The sequence below is a fragment of the Thermus amyloliquefaciens genome (assembly GCF_000744885.1).
Taxonomy (GTDB): Bacteria; Deinococcota; Deinococci; order Deinococcales; family Thermaceae; genus Thermus; species Thermus amyloliquefaciens.
Genome location: NZ_JQMV01000003.1, coordinates 554,035 through 569,326 on the forward strand (window position 1 = coordinate 554,035; position 15,292 = coordinate 569,326).

18 protein-coding genes and 1 rRNA gene are annotated in these 15,292 nt (G+C 66.5%); 9 read left to right on the top strand and 10 right to left on the bottom strand.

Going from position 1 to position 15,292, the window contains the following annotated elements; translation table 11 throughout:
* Positions 1 to 16 precede the first annotated feature (16 nt).
* The 3 genes from BS74_RS03260 to era are packed head-to-tail and all read right to left on the bottom strand — an operon-like array spanning position 17 to position 2,660.
* Positions 17 to 826 carry a HesA/MoeB/ThiF family protein gene (locus tag BS74_RS03260; RefSeq protein WP_038056022.1) on the bottom strand — a complete coding sequence of 270 codons (810 nt, stop codon included), beginning with the start codon at positions 824 to 826 and terminating at the stop codon, positions 17 to 19.
* A 3-nt stretch (positions 827 to 829) separates the two neighbouring features.
* On the bottom strand, positions 830 to 1,711 hold the full coding sequence (locus tag BS74_RS03265; protein WP_038056026.1) for an acyltransferase: 882 nt from the start codon (positions 1,709 to 1,711) through the stop codon (positions 830 to 832).
* 43 nt (positions 1,712 to 1,754) lie between these two features.
* Positions 1,755 to 2,660: a GTPase Era gene (era, locus tag BS74_RS03270; protein ID WP_038056030.1), complete on the bottom strand. Its 906-nt coding sequence runs from the start codon at positions 2,658 to 2,660 to the stop codon at positions 1,755 to 1,757.
* A gap of 82 nt (positions 2,661 to 2,742) precedes the next feature.
* Between era and dprA the strand changes: the two genes are divergently transcribed.
* Positions 2,743 to 3,744, top strand: a complete 1,002-nt coding sequence (gene dprA, locus BS74_RS03275) for a DNA-processing protein DprA (protein ID WP_038056035.1) — start codon at positions 2,743 to 2,745, stop codon at positions 3,742 to 3,744.
* 43 nt (positions 3,745 to 3,787) lie between these two features.
* On the opposite strand, the gene BS74_RS03280 is transcribed toward dprA, so the two are convergent.
* Entirely contained in the window at positions 3,788 to 4,696 is a 909-nt protein-coding gene (locus tag BS74_RS03280) for a manganese catalase family protein (RefSeq protein ID WP_038056037.1), read from the bottom strand.
* A gap of 102 nt (positions 4,697 to 4,798) precedes the next feature.
* On the opposite strand from BS74_RS03280, the gene BS74_RS03285 reads away from it, so the two are divergent.
* Both BS74_RS03285 and BS74_RS03290 read left to right on the top strand, forming a co-directional pair.
* The gene (locus BS74_RS03285) at positions 4,799 to 5,695 is read left to right on the top strand and encodes a hydrogen peroxide-inducible genes activator (RefSeq protein ID WP_038056039.1); all 897 of its coding nucleotides are present in this window, start codon (positions 4,799 to 4,801) and stop codon (positions 5,693 to 5,695) included.
* A 37-nt stretch (positions 5,696 to 5,732) separates the two neighbouring features.
* Positions 5,733 to 6,686, top strand: a complete 954-nt coding sequence (locus BS74_RS03290; protein ID WP_038056041.1) for a branched-chain amino acid transaminase — start codon at positions 5,733 to 5,735, stop codon at positions 6,684 to 6,686.
* Here BS74_RS03290 and trmH read toward each other — a convergent pair.
* From trmH to dcd, 5 genes are read right to left on the bottom strand one after another with little or no spacing between them, the layout of a single operon-like run.
* Complete coding sequence (gene trmH / locus BS74_RS03295) at positions 6,676 to 7,251, bottom strand: tRNA (guanosine(18)-2'-O)-methyltransferase TrmH (protein ID WP_038056043.1); 576 nt, start codon at positions 7,249 to 7,251, stop codon at positions 6,676 to 6,678. The two genes, BS74_RS03290 and trmH, sit on opposite strands and share 11 nt — an antisense overlap.
* Positions 7,235 to 7,858 carry an ATP phosphoribosyltransferase gene (gene hisG, locus BS74_RS03300; protein ID WP_038056045.1) on the bottom strand — a complete coding sequence of 208 codons (624 nt, stop codon included), beginning with the start codon at positions 7,856 to 7,858 and terminating at the stop codon, positions 7,235 to 7,237. The genes trmH and hisG overlap by 17 nt, the downstream gene beginning before the upstream one ends.
* Positions 7,855 to 8,934 carry an ATP phosphoribosyltransferase regulatory subunit gene (locus BS74_RS03305; protein WP_038056047.1) on the bottom strand — a complete coding sequence of 360 codons (1,080 nt, stop codon included), beginning with the start codon at positions 8,932 to 8,934 and terminating at the stop codon, positions 7,855 to 7,857. The genes hisG and BS74_RS03305 overlap by 4 nt, the downstream gene beginning before the upstream one ends.
* Positions 8,931 to 9,536 carry a peptidylprolyl isomerase gene (locus tag BS74_RS03310; protein WP_038056049.1) on the bottom strand — a complete coding sequence of 202 codons (606 nt, stop codon included), beginning with the start codon at positions 9,534 to 9,536 and terminating at the stop codon, positions 8,931 to 8,933. The genes BS74_RS03305 and BS74_RS03310 overlap by 4 nt, the downstream gene beginning before the upstream one ends.
* A 3-nt stretch (positions 9,537 to 9,539) precedes the next feature.
* Positions 9,540 to 10,085 carry a dCTP deaminase gene (dcd, locus tag BS74_RS03315; protein ID WP_038056052.1) on the bottom strand — a complete coding sequence of 182 codons (546 nt, stop codon included), beginning with the start codon at positions 10,083 to 10,085 and terminating at the stop codon, positions 9,540 to 9,542.
* Positions 10,086 to 10,115: 30 nt separating this feature from the next.
* Here dcd and BS74_RS03320 point away from each other — a divergent pair, with 30 nt between their 5' ends.
* Both BS74_RS03320 and BS74_RS03325 read left to right on the top strand, forming a co-directional pair.
* Positions 10,116 to 10,997, top strand: coding sequence for a putative Ig domain-containing protein (locus tag BS74_RS03320; RefSeq protein WP_038056053.1), 882 nt, complete (start codon positions 10,116 to 10,118; stop codon positions 10,995 to 10,997).
* Between the two features lie 90 nt (positions 10,998 to 11,087).
* Positions 11,088 to 11,420, top strand: a complete 333-nt coding sequence (locus tag BS74_RS03325; RefSeq protein WP_245606073.1) for a GNAT family N-acetyltransferase — start codon at positions 11,088 to 11,090, stop codon at positions 11,418 to 11,420.
* On the opposite strand, the gene BS74_RS03330 is transcribed toward BS74_RS03325, so the two are convergent.
* Complete coding sequence (locus BS74_RS03330; protein WP_038056054.1) at positions 11,417 to 11,896, bottom strand: macro domain-containing protein; 480 nt, start codon at positions 11,894 to 11,896, stop codon at positions 11,417 to 11,419. The two genes, BS74_RS03325 and BS74_RS03330, sit on opposite strands and share 4 nt — an antisense overlap.
* Positions 11,897 to 11,924: 28 nt before the next feature.
* Here BS74_RS03330 and BS74_RS03335 point away from each other — a divergent pair, with 28 nt between their 5' ends.
* The 4 genes from BS74_RS03335 (at position 11,925) to BS74_RS03350 (ending at position 15,273) form a co-directional block, all read left to right on the top strand.
* Complete coding sequence (locus BS74_RS03335; RefSeq protein WP_185747680.1) at positions 11,925 to 12,632, top strand: SDR family NAD(P)-dependent oxidoreductase; 708 nt, start codon at positions 11,925 to 11,927, stop codon at positions 12,630 to 12,632.
* The gene (nrdR, locus tag BS74_RS03340) at positions 12,629 to 13,090 is read left to right on the top strand and encodes a transcriptional regulator NrdR (protein WP_038056060.1); all 462 of its coding nucleotides are present in this window, start codon (positions 12,629 to 12,631) and stop codon (positions 13,088 to 13,090) included. Before BS74_RS03335 ends, nrdR begins: the two co-directional genes overlap by 4 nt.
* Before the next feature lie 99 nt (positions 13,091 to 13,189).
* Positions 13,190 to 14,703: ribosomal RNA gene (locus BS74_RS03345) — 16S ribosomal RNA — on the top strand.
* 87 nt (positions 14,704 to 14,790) lie between these two features.
* On the top strand, positions 14,791 to 15,273 hold the full coding sequence (locus BS74_RS03350; RefSeq protein WP_038058804.1) for an NUDIX hydrolase: 483 nt from the start codon (positions 14,791 to 14,793) through the stop codon (positions 15,271 to 15,273).
* The last annotated feature ends 19 nt before the right edge of the window (positions 15,274 to 15,292 follow it).

Here is a 15,292-nt window from a genome sequence, read left to right on the forward strand (position 1 = left end):
CCACCCTGGGGGTGCGTCAAAGGCCGCAAAAGGCCTCGTAGTCAATGAGCTCCTGCTGGGTGGGGTGGTCCCCGCAGACCGGGCAGGCGGGGTTACGGCGTATGGAGAGCTTGCGAAACTGGCCCTCCAGGGCGTCGTAGAGGAGCAGGGACCCCGCCAAGGGTTTCCCGATCCCCAAAAGCACCTTGAGGGCCTCCGCCGCCATGAGGCTTCCCACCACCGCCGGCAAGACCCCAAAGACCCCGGCCTCGGCGCAGGAGGGCACGCTTCCCGGGGGGGGAGGCTTGGGGAAGAGGCAACGGTAGCAGGGGCCCATTGCCCCTTCGGGGGTAGGGTGGTGGAAGACCGCCACCTGGCCATCAAACTGGTAGATGGCCCCGTAGATGAGGGGCTTCCCCAGGAGGACGCAGGCGTCGTTCACCAGGTACCGGGTGGGGAAGTTGTCGGAGGCGTCCACCACCAGGTGGTAAGGCCTCAGGATCTCCAGGGCGTTTTCCGAGGTGAGGCGCACGGGGTAGGCCTCAATCTCCACCAGGGGGTTCAGGGCCAAAAGGCGCTCCTTGGCCACCAGGGCCTTGGGCTTGCCCACGTCCGCGGTGGTGTAAAGCACCTGGCGGTGCAGGTTGGAGAGCTCCACCCGGTCCATCTCCACGATGCCGATCCGCCCCACCCCGGCGGCCACCAGGTACTGGAGGACCGGCACCCCCAGGCCCCCGGCCCCCACCACCACCACGGAGGCGCGCTTCAGCCGCTCCTGCCCCTCGGGGCCCACCTGGGGCAGGATCATCTGGCGGTGGTACCGGTCCAGCTCCTCCTTGGTCCACATGGGCTAGGCCTCCCGGGTGCCGAAGCCAGGGGGGAGGAAGTCGGGGTAGTCGGGGTTGCCCTTGCGGTCTTGGGCCTTGGGGATAAGGTCCGAGGGATGGGGCTCCCCCTTGCGGCAGTAGGGGCAGTCGTGGCGCACCTTGAAGCGCACCGGCCGGGCGGGGATGCCCAGGGCGATGGCGTGGGGCGGGACGTCCTTGGTGACGATGGCCCCCGTACCCACCATGGCGTCGTCGCCGATGCGCACCCCTGCCAGCACGGTGGCGTGGTAGGTGATGCGCACCCCGCTGCCGATGATGGTTTCCTTAAGGGTCACGTCGGGGGAGGCCAGGACGTGGTGGGTGTGGCTGTAGACGTTCACGTAGTCGGAAAGGGAGGTGCGGTCCCCGATCTTGATGCCGCCGATGTCGTCCAGGAGGACGTAGCGGTGGACCACCACGTCATCGCCCAGTTCCAGGTTGTAGCCCACGGAAAACTCCACGTTCTGGAAGAACTTGGGGTTTTTGCCCACCCGTTTGAAGATGAAGGGGGCCAGGGCCCGGCGGATGGCCACCCCAGAGTGCACGGACTGGCCGATGGGGGTCAGGTCCAAAACCTTCCAAAACCAGAGGAGGGGCTTCACCTTTTGGAACTTCTCCTGGTCGGTGGCGGCGTAGTACTCGGCTTCAAAGGTGATGCCCTCGGGGTCTAGCCCCATGGCGGCCAGGGGGCTTAGCTCCAGGAGTTCCGCATAGGGTCGGCCATAGAGGAGGCGGGCAAGCTCCTCCCGCACCAGGGCGTTCCGGTCCACGCTGGGGTCGGAAAGCCTTTCCACCAGAGCCCCAATGAAACGGTCCAGGGCCTTTTCGTGTAGGGGGGCGATGCCTCGTGGAAGGAGCCAGGGCATAGGGCTATGGTAACCGGAAAAGGCCCAGGGGGGAATGCTGGCCTCACCCTAGGCTGGATCGGTAGCCCAGCTCCCGCAGGGCCTCGGGGTCCTTGCGCCAGTCGGGGTAGACCTTGACCTCGAGGTCCAGGTAGATCTTGCGGTTCAGGAAGACCTCCAGCTGCTTCCGGGCCGCTTGGCCGATCTCCTTGATCTTCCGCCCCCCCTCCCCGATGACGATGGCCTTCTGGGAGGGGCGCTCCACGTAGAGGACGGCTTTGATGTAGAGGATGCCGTTTTCCCGTTCGGCCACCTCCTCGGTCTTCACGGCCACCGCGTAGGGCACCTCGTGCCAAAGGCGCTTCATGGCCTCCTCCCGGACGATCTCCGCCACCCACTCCCCGAAGTCCTGGTCGCTCTTGGCGAAGCCCTCGGGGTAGAAGAAGGGGCCTTCCGGGAGAAGGGCCAGCAGCTCCGCCTTAAGCTCGGCCACCTGCCGCTCGTCCAGGGCAGAAAGCATCCTGGCCTCGGCCTCGGGGAGAAGGTCGTGGTAAGCCTTCAGGGCCTCCTCGGGGTACTTGGCGGCGTCCAGCTTGTTGCCCACCAGGAGGATGGGCACCTTGCCCACCAGGGGCCTTAGGGCCTTGGCCACCAGCTCATCCTCCGGGGTGGGGGGGTGGCGGAGGTCGGCCACCCAGACCACGGCGTTCACGTCGGCAAGGGCCTCGTAGACCTCCTGGTCCATGAACTCCCCCAGGGCGTCCATGGGTTGGTGGAGGCCCGGGGTGTCCACGAAGACGATCTGGCGGTTCCCCTCGGTGAGGATGCCCCTAAGGCGCTTCCTGGTGGTCTGGGGCTTGGGGCTTATGGGGGCCACCTTCACCCCCAGGAGGTTGTTGAGCAGGGTGGACTTGCCCACGTTGGGCTTGCCCACGATGGCCACAAAACCGGAGTACGTTTTCTCTTCCATGGCTTCAGGTCATCCCGGCCCCCTTGGGACTCGCCGAAGGCGGGGAGCCGGACCTTCCAGGCTTTCCAGTATACTCCACGCCGTGGACCCTTTGGCCCTGGCCTTCCTGCCCGGCATCGGTCCGAAGCGGCTATTGGAGCTCTTGGCGCAAGGGGATGTCCTGGAGGCCTTGCGGGAGCGCTTTCCCCAGGTGGCCCCTGGGCTTCCCCAGGCGGAAGAGCGCGCCCGGGCGGAAAGGAAGCGGGCGGCGGCTTTGGGGATAAGGATCTTGGGCCTTTGGGAGGAGGGTTTTCCCGAGGGGCTTAGGCGGCTTCCCCACCCCCCCACCCACCTCTACCTGAAGGGGGAGCTGCCGCAGGAGGAGAGGGCGGTGGCCCTGGTGGGCACCCGGCGGGCCTCTTCCTGGGCCCTGGCCTTCACCCGCAGGCTGGCCCGGGAGCTGGCGGAGGCGGGGGTTTGGGTGGTTTCCGGCCTGGCCCGGGGCATTGACCGGGAGGCCCACCTGGGGGCCCTCGAGGGGGGCGGCCGTACCCTGGGGGTCTTGGGGAGCGCCCTGGACCGGGTGTACCCGCCGGAGCACCGGGCTTTGGCGGAGCGCATGGACCTCCTCTCGGAGTTTCCCTTTGGCACCGAGCCTAAGCCCGAGTTCTTTCCCCGGAGGAACCGCCTCATCGCCGGTCTGGTGCGGGGGGTCCTGGTGGTGGAGGCCCCCCTGGAGTCGGGGGCCCTCATCACCGCCCGGTATGCCCTGGAGCTGGGCAAGGAGGTCTTGGCGGTGCCGGGCCGCCCCACGGACGCGGCCTCCTTGGGGGCGAACCGCCTCATCCAGGACGGGGCCTATCCGGTCCTCTCCGCGGAGGACGTGCTCTCCTACCTGGGGCTTTCCGGGAGGCCCAAGAAGGCGGTGGAACTCTCCCAGGAGGAGGAGAGGCTTTTTGCCCTCCTAAGGCAGGGGGAGGCCCTTCCCGAGGAGCTGGCCCAGGCCCTAGGGCTTCCCCCGGAGCGGGTGCTTTCCCTCCTCACCCTGCTGGAGCTCAAGGGTTTGGCCCAGGCCCTGCCCGGGGGGAGGTACGGGGCCATCTGACCCCGGCCGGGCTCCTGGGCCCGGCCGGGGGCTAGGGAATGGCCTACTTGGCTTTGTCGTAAAGCTTCTTGGCGATCTCGTAAAGCTCACCCGGGTGGAACTCGGGGGCAAACTCCGCGGCGTCGTGCCCGGCGTCAAAGACCGGGCCGCCCGTGGGGGGCCCGTCCACCACCACCACCTCGCTCCCGTCCTCGGGGGAGGCACCCCGCCAGATGAGGCCCAGGTCCTGGTAGTCGGAGGGGCTGAAGCGGTAGAGGTTTTTGTGGAAGCCCAGGTCCATGAACTTCTTGGCCTCGGGGATCTTGCTGTTCTCGATGCGGGGGATGGGGAGCATCTTGGTCATCTCCACCCCGGTGAGGCTTTCCAGGGCCTTGCCGTAGGCGGCGGCGTGCACCCCACCCCGCACCAGGAGGTAGCCGATCATCTCCCGGGCCACGGGGTTGTCCGTCATCTCGTAGACCCTTAGCTTGTGGGTGCGGGCCGCCACCTCCAAGAAGAAGTTGTGGAGCAAGTCCAGAATGAGGTTGCCGCTGGTGAACACGTACTCCCCGTGCCAGTGCTCCCCCATGGCGCCCATCACCAGGCTGTTGGCCCCGCCGGCGATGAAGTGGGCGGCGTTGCGGGCGTCCTTGGCGAAGCCCAGGGGGGCGGTTACGGGGTCCACGCCCTCCTCGAGGTCCTTCCCCGGGTTCTTGGCCAGGAGGCTGTTGATGGTGGCCGCCACCAGCTCGATGTGCCCGAGCTCCTCGGTGGCGATGTTGGCGATGAGGTCGTAGTAGGGCTTAAGGGCCTTCTTCCCCCGGAAGTTGAAGGACTGGTACATGTAGTTCATCAGGGTGGACATCTCCCCAAAGCGCCCTCCCAGCAGGGCCTGTACCGCGGCGGCGGCGTTGGGGTCTTGTTCCTTGGGCATGGGGAGCTCGATCTGCAGGCGGTCTATTCTCAGGAACATCCTTCTCACCTCCTGCCTGGTCTCACCAGGCAGCTTTCACCTTAGGGGAGATCCTCGCATAAGTCCAATGCATTTTATTGGTGACGACTATAAACTGAATTTATGACCTTGGAGCAGATGCGCTACCTGGTGGCCCTGGTGGAGGAGAGGAGCTTTACCCGGGCGGCGGAGCGGGTCTACCTCACCCAGCCTGCCCTCAGCGTGCAGATCCGCAAGCTGGAGGAGGAGCTTGGGGTCAAGCTCTTTGACCGCAGGCAGGGGAAGCCCACGGAGGTCGGGGAAAGGGTGGCGGCCCAGGCCCGCCGGGTGCTGGAGGAGGTGGCCAGGGTCAGGGCCGTCGCCCGAGGAGAGGAAGGGATCTTGGAAGGCCCCTTCCGCATGGGGGTCATCCCTACCCTGGCCCCGTACCTTCTGCCAAGGCTTTTGCCCCGGCTGCTGGAGAGGTATCCGGGCCTCGAGGTCTCGGTGCAGGAGGAGCTCACCCCGGCTATCCTTCAGGGGCTGGCGGAGGGCCGGTTGGATGCGGGGTTGGTGGGTACGGAGGAGCGGGCACCGGGGGTGCAGAGCCTTCCCCTTTTTTCCGAGAAGTTTCTCGCCTACATCTCCCCGGGCCACCCCCTTTACGCCAAGGAGAGCCTCCACCCCCTGGAGATCCCCCTCGAGGACACCTGGATCCTTTCGGAGGGCCACTGTTTCCGGGACCAGGTCCTTTCCGTCTGCCGCCCCAGCCTGGAAAGGCGCAGGGTGGAGTTCCAGAGCGGGGATCTGGAAACCCTGATCCTCCTGGTGGAGGAGGTGGGGGGGTTGACCCTTTTGCCCGAGGTGGCCCTGTGGACCCTCCCCAGGGAAAAGCGCGTGCACCTAAGGCCCCTAAGCTCGCCGGGGGCGGGGCGGACCGTTTACCTTCTGGTGCGTGAGGGTAGCCTCAAGGCACCCGTGGCCCTGGCCCTTGGGGAGGAGGCCAAGAGGGTTTTCCAAGAGTTGCGGTTAAAGGGCTGAGGACAAAAAAGCGTTATGATGGGGGCGGAGGTTCGCCATGACCAAACCGGAAGCCAAGGGTGGGGACGTGCACATCAAGGCCGGGCTCATTTGGATGAACGGAAAGCTCGTTCCCCAAGAGGAGGCCAAGACCAGTGTCCTAAGCCACGCCCTTCACTATGGAACCAGCGTCTTTGAGGGGATACGGGCTTACGAAACCCCTAAGGGCCCCGCCGTCTTCCGCCTAAAGGAGCACGTCAGGCGCTTCTTCAACTCGGCCAAGGTGCTGCGCATGGAGATCCCCTTCACCCCCGAGGAGGTGGAGGAAGCCATCCTCGAGGTGGTGCGGAAAAACGGCTACAAGAGTTGCTATATCCGCCCCCTGGCCTGGATGGGGGCCAAGGCCTTGGGGGTGAACCCCCTGCCCAACAACCCCGCGGAGGTGATGGTGGCCGCCTGGGAATGGGGGGCGTATCTGGGGGAGGAGGCGGTGCGCAAGGGGGCCAAGCTCATCACCAGCTCCTGGGCCCGCTTCCCCGCCAACGTGATGCCGGGGAAGGCCAAGGTGGGGGGGAACTATGTGAACAGCGCCTTGGCCAAGATGGAGGCGGTGGCGGCGGGGGCGGATGAGGCCCTTCTCCTGGACGAGGAGGGGTATGTGGCCGAGGGCAGTGGGGAAAACCTCTTCTTCGTGCGGGATGGGGTGATCTACGCCCTGGAGCACTCGGTGAACCTCGAGGGCATCACCCGGGATTCGGTGATCCGGATCGCCAAGGACCTGGGCTACGAGGTCCAGGTGGTGCGGGCCACCCGGGACCAGCTTTACATGGCGGACGAGGTCTTCATGACCGGCACCGCGGCCGAGGTGACCCCGGTTTCCTTCATAGACTGGCGGCCCATCGGCCAGGGCACCGCCGGGCCCATCACCCTAAGGATCCGGGAGGTCTACCTGGAGGCCGCCAAGGGCCTAAGGCCCGAGTACGAGGGCTGGCTGACCTACGTCACTTCCTGAGCCAGTCCTCCAGCACCTTCCGGTAGAGCTCGGGGTCCAGGCGGGGCCTGTCGTAAAGCCCCGCCTTTAGCCTCTGCCTTTGGGCCTCAAAGAGGATCACCGCCGCCGCCACGGAAACGTTCAGGCTTTGCACCATGCCCAGCATGGGGATCTTTATGGTCCCATGGGCTAGGGCCAGGGCCTCCTCGGAAACCCCCCACTTCTCCGCCCCTAGGAGGATGGCGGTGGGCCTGGTGTAGTCCACCTCCCGGAAGTCCAGGGCGTCTTCCCTTAAGGCGGTGGCGTAGACTTGGAAGCCCCGCTCCTTCAGGTGGGCGATGGCCCCCCGGACATCCGGGTGCACCCGCAGGTAGACCCATTTGTGGCTTCCCCCGCTGGTCTCGTTGAAGGTGGGCACGCCTCCCGTGGGGTTCACCGCGTGGGCCTCGAGGACCCCCACCGCGTCGCAGCTCCTGAGGATGGCGGAGAGGTTGTGGGGCTTGTGCACGTTCTCCAGGAGGACGGTGAGGTCGGGTTGGCGCCGGCTCAGGACCTCCTCGATGCGGCGTCTACGGGCTTCCGTCACGGTTTCTCAGCTTAGCGATCAGGGGCTTCAAAAGCGAGCGTTTCAGTTTCAGGGCCTGGCGGTTCACGATGAGCCGGGCGGTGGAGTGGGCCAGGACCTCCACCTCCACCAGGCCCGCCGCCCTTAGGGTGGCCCCGGTCTGCACCACGTCCACCACCGCATCCGCCAGGCCCGTGACCGCGGCCAGCTCGATGTTGCCGGATAGCTCCACCACGTCCGCCACCCAGCCCCGCTCCTTCAAAAGCCGGCTGGTGAAAAGGGGGTACTTGGTGGCGATGCGGCGGATGGGGGAGGTGTCCCCAGGGCGCCTTATGAGGGAAAGCCGGCAGGCCCCGAAGCCCAGGTCCACGGGTTCAAAGAGGTCGCGGCCCGAGTCCAGGAGGATGTCCTTGCCCACCACCCCCACCTCCGCGATGCCCAGGTCCACGTAGACGGGCACGTCCTTGTTGCGGAGCTCCAGGAGGGCAATGCCCCCTTCCTTCCCGTGGAGGAGGGCCCGCTCGTTCTCCACGGGGGGCAGGTCCAGCCCCGCCCCCCTTAGGACCTGGTAGGCCTCCTGGAACATCCGCCCCTTGGGCAGGGCGATGGTGAGAAGGTAGCGCCTCATTCCACCCTCCAAAGCCTCTCCCCCTGGGCCAGGAAGGGGATGCCCCGCCTTTGGGCATAGCCCTCGGGGTCTTCCCCGTGGAAGAGCTCCACCCGCCTCTCCCCGGCGAAGCGCCGCAGGGCCTTAAGGTCCAGGGCCAGGACCTCGGGGGCCTCCTCCTTCTGGGGGGGCCTAAGGGCCTCCAGGGCCCTTTCCACCCCTAAGGCAAAGCCCGCCGCCTGGGGCAGAAGCGCCCCGTCGTACCGCCCCCCGCCCAAAAGGGGCAGGCCGAAGCCCGGGGTGTAGGCGCGGAAGAAGATGCCGGAGTAGTACTCGTAGCGCCGGGCCATGCCCAGGTCTAGGAGGACGGGCCTGTCCAAAACCTCCAGGGTTTTTTCCAGGTCGGCCAGGGCCCTCTTGGCCCGCTCGGGCAGGGGAAGCCCCTTGGCCTCCTCCAGCACCTCCCTTTCCCCGTAGAGGTCGGGGAGGGCCAGGAGGGTCTTCCGGGCCTCTGGGGGCAGGGGGTAACGCCCAAGGAGGGCCTCCAGCTCGGGCAGGTTTTTGCGGTGGATGGCCCGCTGCGCCTCCTGCTGCGCCCCTTCCGGCAGGCCCGAGGCCTTGAGCACCTCCCCCACCAGGCTGGGCAGGCCCACCTCCACCACCCCCTCCAGGCCCAGGGCCTCGAGGGCCGCGAAGGCCAGGTGCAAGACCTCCGCGTCCGCCAAAGGCCCCGTGGCCCCGATGAGCTCCAGGCCCACCTGGGTGTACTCCCGGAGGCGGCCGAGCTCCGCGTCCGCCTCCCGGAGCCAGAGGGGGCCCGCGTACTGGAAGCGATGGACCCCTTCCCCCAGGTGGGGCCTAAGCAGCTTGGCCAAGAGGGTGGTGAACTCGCTCCTTAGGGCCAGCACCTCCCCCGTCTTGTCCACCAGCTTGAAGGCCCTTTGCGCCAGGGGATGGGAGGGGTCGTAGCTCTCCAAAGCCGGAAGCTCCACGGGCTCATACCCGTGGCGCAGGAAAAGCTCCCGTAGCCTACCTATGAGCTCGGCCTTGAGCCGGGCCTCGGGGGGGAGGAGGAACCGGGTGCCTTCGGGGATCATTCCTTGACCAGGATCTCCACGCGGAGGATCTTGTCCCGCTCCGCCCCGGCCCCCGGGCCCTCCGTGGGGCTTAGGCGCCGGACCACCTCCATCCCCTCCACCACCTTGGCGAAGAGGGTGTACTGCCCCGTGAGGTGCGGGGTGGGGGCCAGGGTGATGAAGAACTGGCTGCCGTTGGAGTTGGGGTCCTGGGTGCGGGCCATGCCCACCATCCCTTCCCGGTCAAAGGCCAAACCCGGGGCGATCTCCAGGCCGAAGGTGTAGCCCGGGCCCCCGGTGCCGGTGCCCGTGGGGTCCCCGGTCTGGGCCACGAAGCCGGGGATCACCCGGTGCCAGACCACCCCCTCAAAGTAGCGGTGAAGGGCCAGAAAGACGAAGGAGTTCACGGTGTTGGGAGCTTCCTTCTCCAGGAGGTCCAAAAGGATCTCCCCCTTGGTGGTCTGGAGGCGGGCGTAATAGTCCTTGCCGGGCTCCAGGACCACCTCCGGGGCCTTGAAGGAGCGCACCGGCTTCTCGGAGAGGTAGGGGAGGGGCTTCATGCTCTCACCTCTGCAGGCGCCGAGGAGGACCAAAAGGCCAAGAAGAAGCGCGCGCACCCCCATAGCCTACACCCGGGGCAGGGTGATGCCCCTTTGCCCCTGGTACTTGCCCTGGCGGTCCTTGTAGGTGGTTTCGGGCCTGGGGCCTTCCAGGAACACGATCTGCACGATGCCCTCGTTGGCGTAGACCTTGGCGGGCAGGGGGGTGGTGTTGGAGATCTCCAAGGTCACGTGCCCCTCCCAGCCGGGCTCCAAGGGCGTCACGTTGGCCACGATGCCGCACCGGGCGTAGGTGCTCTTGCCCAGGGCGATGGCGATGACGTTTTCCGGCATGCGGATGTACTCCACGCTCCGGGTGAGGGCAAAGGAGTTGGGGGGGATGATGACCTCCTCTCCCTCGTACTCCACGAAGCTCCTCGGGTCAAAGCCCTTGGGGTCCACCACCGTGGAGAAGACGTTGGTGAAGATCTTCCACTCCGGGGCGGCCCGGAGGTCGTAGCCGAAGCTGGAAAGCCCGTAGCTTATAACCCCCTCCCGCACCAGCCTCTCCTCAAAGGGCTCAATCATGCCCTTTTTGGCCATCTCCCGGATCCACCAGTCCGGCTTAATCATGCCTTCAACTATACCCGCTAGACTGGCCTTATGCGAAAGCTCGGCCTCCTGGTCCTCTTGCTGGCGGCCTGCGGCACCCAAGACCCCACGGGGGCGGGGATGGAGCCCTTGCGCCTCACCAGCGCCAACCTTCCCCCCGCCTACCTGGGGGAGAACTACAGCGTAGCCTTCAGCGCCGAGGGCGGCGTGCGCCCCTACAGCTTTAGCCTCGAGGGCAAGCTCCCCCAGGGCCTTGCCTTCCAGGGGGGGCGGATCAGCGGGGTACCCAAGGAGAAGGGCCAGTTCCCCCTCACCCTCACCGTGGAGGACGGGGCCAAGAATAGCCGGGTCCAGCGGCTTACCCTCACCGTCTCCGACCCCCCTCCCCCTAGGCTCACCCTGGTGGCCCCCCCCGCCCAGGTGGAGGGGCCCTTCCTGCTCTTGGCCCGGGTGGAGGTGCGGGAGGCTTTGGGCTTTCAGCTGGAGCTTCCCTTAAGGGATCTGAGCCCGGATCTTGCCAGCCTGAAGGTGCCTAGCCCGGCCTACCTCCTGGACTACGACCCGGAAGCAGGGCTTTTGCGCTTGGATGTGGCCTTTGCTAAGCCGGTGAGGGACCAGGAGGTCCTCCGCCTCCTCCTCACCCCGCAAAAACCCCTCACCCCCAGGCTCTCCCCCCGGGTGGTCCTCTACGACAAGGAGGGCAAACCCCTGGGGGAGGCCTTGAAGCGGGGTAAACCCTTTGCCGACCTCCTCCAGCTGGCCCAGAACTGGGGCAAGGAGGGGAAGGAGCTTAAAGGGGACCTGAACGGGGACGGCAAGGTGGACGGCGCCGACCTTCAGGCCCTGGGGCAGGGGTACTTTGCCAAGCCCTCGTCCCTTCCCCCTGCGGGGAAGGAAAACGGCCAGGACCAGGGGGAGGGGCAGACCCCATGAGGCCCCTGGTCCGCTCCCTCCGGCCGCAGGACCTTCCCGCTTACCTGGTGCTCCGCGCTGCCCTTTGGTCCCGGGGACGACCCGGAGGAGGTGGCGGGCCTCCTTCAGGACCCCCGCCAGGCCGCCTTTGTGGCCGAGGTGGAAGGGAGGCTGGTGGGCTTTGTGGAGGTTTCCTTGCGTCCTTACGCCGAGGGGTGCGCCACCCGTCCTGTGGGCTACCTGGAGGGCTGGTATGTGGCCCCTGAGTGGCGATGGCAGGGAATAGGCCGCGCCCTGGTGGAGGCCGCGGAAGCCTGGGCCCGGGCAAGGGGGTGCCAGGAGATGGCCTCGGACGCCGAGCTCGGCAACCTCCTGGGCCAGGAGGTCCACCCGCCTGGGGTACCAGGAGGTGGAGCGGATCGGGCTTTCCGCAAAGACCTTTAGAGGGCCTTGCGGATGGCCTCGGCGTCCTCCTTGCGGTAGCCGTAGAGGGTGACCTCGAGGGTATCCGGGGCCTTCTTGATCTCCTCCAGCATCACCCGGGCCACCGCCTCCACGGGAAGCCCCCCCACCCCGGTGCCGAGGAGGGGAAAGGCCACGGTCCTAAGCCCCAGTTCCGCCGCCTTGGCCAGGGCGCTTCGGGTGGCCTTCCGCACGGTTTCCAGGCTGGCAGGTTCGTCCCCCAGGACGGCGGCGTGGATCACGTAGCGCACCCCCAGGTTCCCCGCCCCCGTGACCGCGGCCTCGCCCACCCGGATGGGGCCGATGCGGTCGCACTCCTCCTGGATGGAGGGGCCCCCTTTCCGCAGGATGGCCCCCGCCACCCCCGCCCCCAGCTTCAGGTGGTTGTTGGCGGCGTTCACCAGGGCGTCCCCCCGGAACTCGGTGATGTCCCCTTCTGCCACGCGGATGCGGGCCATGCCTCCATTTTCCCGTACAATGGGCCTGATGTCACGGGATATCCTAGGCCTCGAGGGGCGGATTGTCATGGTGACGGGGGCCGGCAGGGGCTTCGGCCGGGCCATCGCCCACGGCTACGGGCGCAACGGGGCCACGGTCATCGCCGTGGACCCCGATGTGGAGATGGCCACCGGTGTGGCCTCGGAGGTGGAGGCCTTGGGGGCCACGGCCATCCCCATTCGGGGCGATATGAGCGTGGTTTTGGATGTGACCAGCACTTTTGAAAAGGTGGAGGAGCTTTTTGGGCTACTGGACGGGATCGTCCACGTGACCACCGCCGAGAGCAAGACCCCCTTTGTGGAGCTATTGGAGGGGGAGTGGTACGACCTCATGAGCCAGGATGTGAAGTCCAGCCTGTACGTGCTCCAGCAGGGCTTGCGCCACCTGGCCGGGGGCGGGTTTGTCACCCTGGTGCTGCCGCCAGCGGTGCGCATCGAGCCCCATACCCTTTCCGTGCGCCGGGCGGTGGAAGGGCTCATCGAGGGGGTCACCCGCACCTTCCCCGGGGTTCGGGTCAACGGGGTGGTGCCCTCGCGGGATCCCGTTTCCGAGGCCTACGACCAAGCCTTGGTCCGGGCGGCCTTGGGCTTGGGCTCCATGGTTTCCGAAGGGGTGCGCGGGGTGGTGCTGGAGGTGGAGCTTCCCGAGCCTCCCCCATCCCCCGAGGTCTACGAGCTCCTCAGGGAAGTGCCGTGAAGTGCCCATACTGTGGCCATCCCGACACCCGGGTGGTGGACTCCCGGCCCTCCGACGAGGGGGCGGCCATCCGCCGCCGCCGGGAGTGCCCGGCTTGCGGCCGCCGCTTCACCACCTACGAGCGCACCCAGCTGGAGCCCCTGATGGTGGTGAAGCGGGATGGCCGCAAGGAACCCTTCAACCCGGACAAGCTCCTTCGGGGCCTCCTTTTGGCCTGCGAAAAGCGGCCGGTGGATCAGGAGGCCCTGAGGCGCTTTGCCTACACCTTTGAGGACCAGGTGACGGGTCCGGAGATCACCTCGGAGGAGATCGGGCTTAAGGCCATGGCCTTCCTAAAGGATCTGGACCACGTGGCCTACATCCGTTTCGCCTCCGTATACCGGGAGTTTGATTCCGTGGAGCGCTTCATTGAGGAGATCCGCCGCCTAGGGGGTGTTGACAAGAAGGAGGGGGCTTGATAGCATAGCTTTTGCTGCGCGGGCGAAGGCCCAAGCAGGGGGATCTTGAAAAGGGGAGAGCAGAGGCCAACACCAAGCAACCAACGCCTTCGGGCGTTTTTGTTGGAGAGTTTGATCCTGGCTCAGGGTGAACGCTGGCGGCGTGCCTAAGACATGCAAGTCGAGCGGGGCGGGTTTATACCTGCTTTAGCGGCGGACGGGTGAGTAACGCGTGGGTGACCTACCCGGAAGAGGCGGACAACCTGGGGAAACTCAGGCTAATCCGCCATGTGGTCATGTTCTTTGGGGCATGACCAAAGGGGCGACCCGCTTCCGGATGGGCCCGCGTCCTATCAGCTAGTTGGTGGGGTAAAGGCCCACCAAGGCGACGACGGGTAGCCGGTCTGAGAGGATGGCCGGCCACAGGGGCACTGAGACACGGGCCCCACTCCTACGGGAGGCAGCAGTTAGGAATCTTCCGCAATGGACGGAAGTCTGACGGAGCGACGCCGCTTGGAGGAGGAAGCCCTTCGGGGTGTAAACTCCTGAACTGGGGACGAAAGCCCTGTGGAGGGGGATGACGGTACCCAGGTAATAGCGCCGGCCAACTCCGTGCCAGCAGCCGCGGTAATACGGAGGGCGCGAGCGTTACCCGGATTTACTGGGCGTAAAGGGCGTGTAGGCGGCCTGGGGCGTCCCATGTGAAAGGCCACGGCTCAACCGTGGAGGAGCGTGGGATACGCTCAGGCTAGAGGGTGGGAGAGGGTGGTGGAATTCCCGGAGTAGCGGTGAAATGCGCAGATACCGGGAGGAACGCCGATGGCGAAGGCAGCCACCTGGTCCACTTCTGACGCTGAGGCGCGAAAGCGTGGGGAGCAAACCGGATTAGATACCCGGGTAGTCCACGCCCTAAACGATGCGCGCTAGGTCTCTGGTGCAAGCTGGGGGCCGAAGCCAACGCGATAAGCGCGCCGCCTGGGGAGTACGGCCGCAAGGCTGAAACTCAAAGGAATTGACGGGGGCCCGCACAAGCGGTGGAGCATGTGGTTTAATTCGAAGCAACGCGAAGAACCTTACCAGGCCTTGACATGCTAGGGGACCTAGGTGAAAGCCTGGGGTGCCCGCGAGGGAGCCCTAGCACAGGTGCTGCATGGCCGTCGTCAGCTCGTGTCGTGAGATGTTGGGTTAAGTCCCGCAACGAGCGCAACCCCTGCTCCTAGTTGCCAGCGGGATAGGCCGGGCACTCTAGGGGGACTGCCCGCGAAAGCGGGAGGAAGGCGGGGACGACGTCTGGTCATCATGGCCCTTACGGCCTGGGCGACACACGTGCTACAATGCCCACTACAGAGCGATGCGACCTGGTGACGGGGAGCGAATCGCAAAAAGGTGGGCGTAGTTCGGATTGGGGTCTGCAACCCGACCCCATGAAGCCGGAATCGCTAGTAATCGCGGATCAGCCATGCCGCGGTGAATACGTTCCCGGGCCTTGTACACACCGCCCGTCACGCCATGGGAGCGGGTTCTACCCGAAGTCGCCGGGAGCCATTGGGCAGGCGCCGAGGGTAGGGCTCGTGACTGGGGCGAAGTCGTAACAAGGTAGCTGTACCGGAAGGTGCGGCTGGATCACCTCCTTTCTAAGGAGCATTGGGGCCTCTGCTCTCCCCTTTTTGAGATCCTTTGGGGGCGCCTTCGGGCGCCCTTTTTTGTTGCTGGGAGGAGGCGTGCGGAGGAAGCGGCAGGTGCGGGTGGCTAGGAAACGGGTGGTGTCCGCCGGGGGCGTGGTCCTGCGGGGAAGGGTGCCCGAGGTGTTGGTGGTCTCCCTGAAGGGGGGACGGGTGGTGACCCTGCCCAAGGGCCAGGTGGAGCCCGGGGAGCGCTACGCGGAAACGGCGGTGCGCGAGGTGCGGGAGGAGACCGGGGTGGAGGCGGCGGTGCTTTCCCCTTTGGGCAAGGTGCGCTACTACTTCACCGTGCGGAATGGGGGAGAGCCGGTTACGGTGAGCAAGGAGGTGCACTATTTTCTCATGGCCTACCGCGGGGGCGAACCCAGGCCCCAGCTCACCGAGGTGGAGGAGGCCTTTTTCCTGCCCGCCTCAGAAGCCTTGGAGCGCCTCTCCTATCCCAACGAGCGGGAGATGCTCCTAAAGGCCCTGGCCCGGTGGCGTCCCTCCCGGCAGGATGCCTCCCCGGAACGCGAGGCCTAAGTACCCCGTGCGTGGGCGC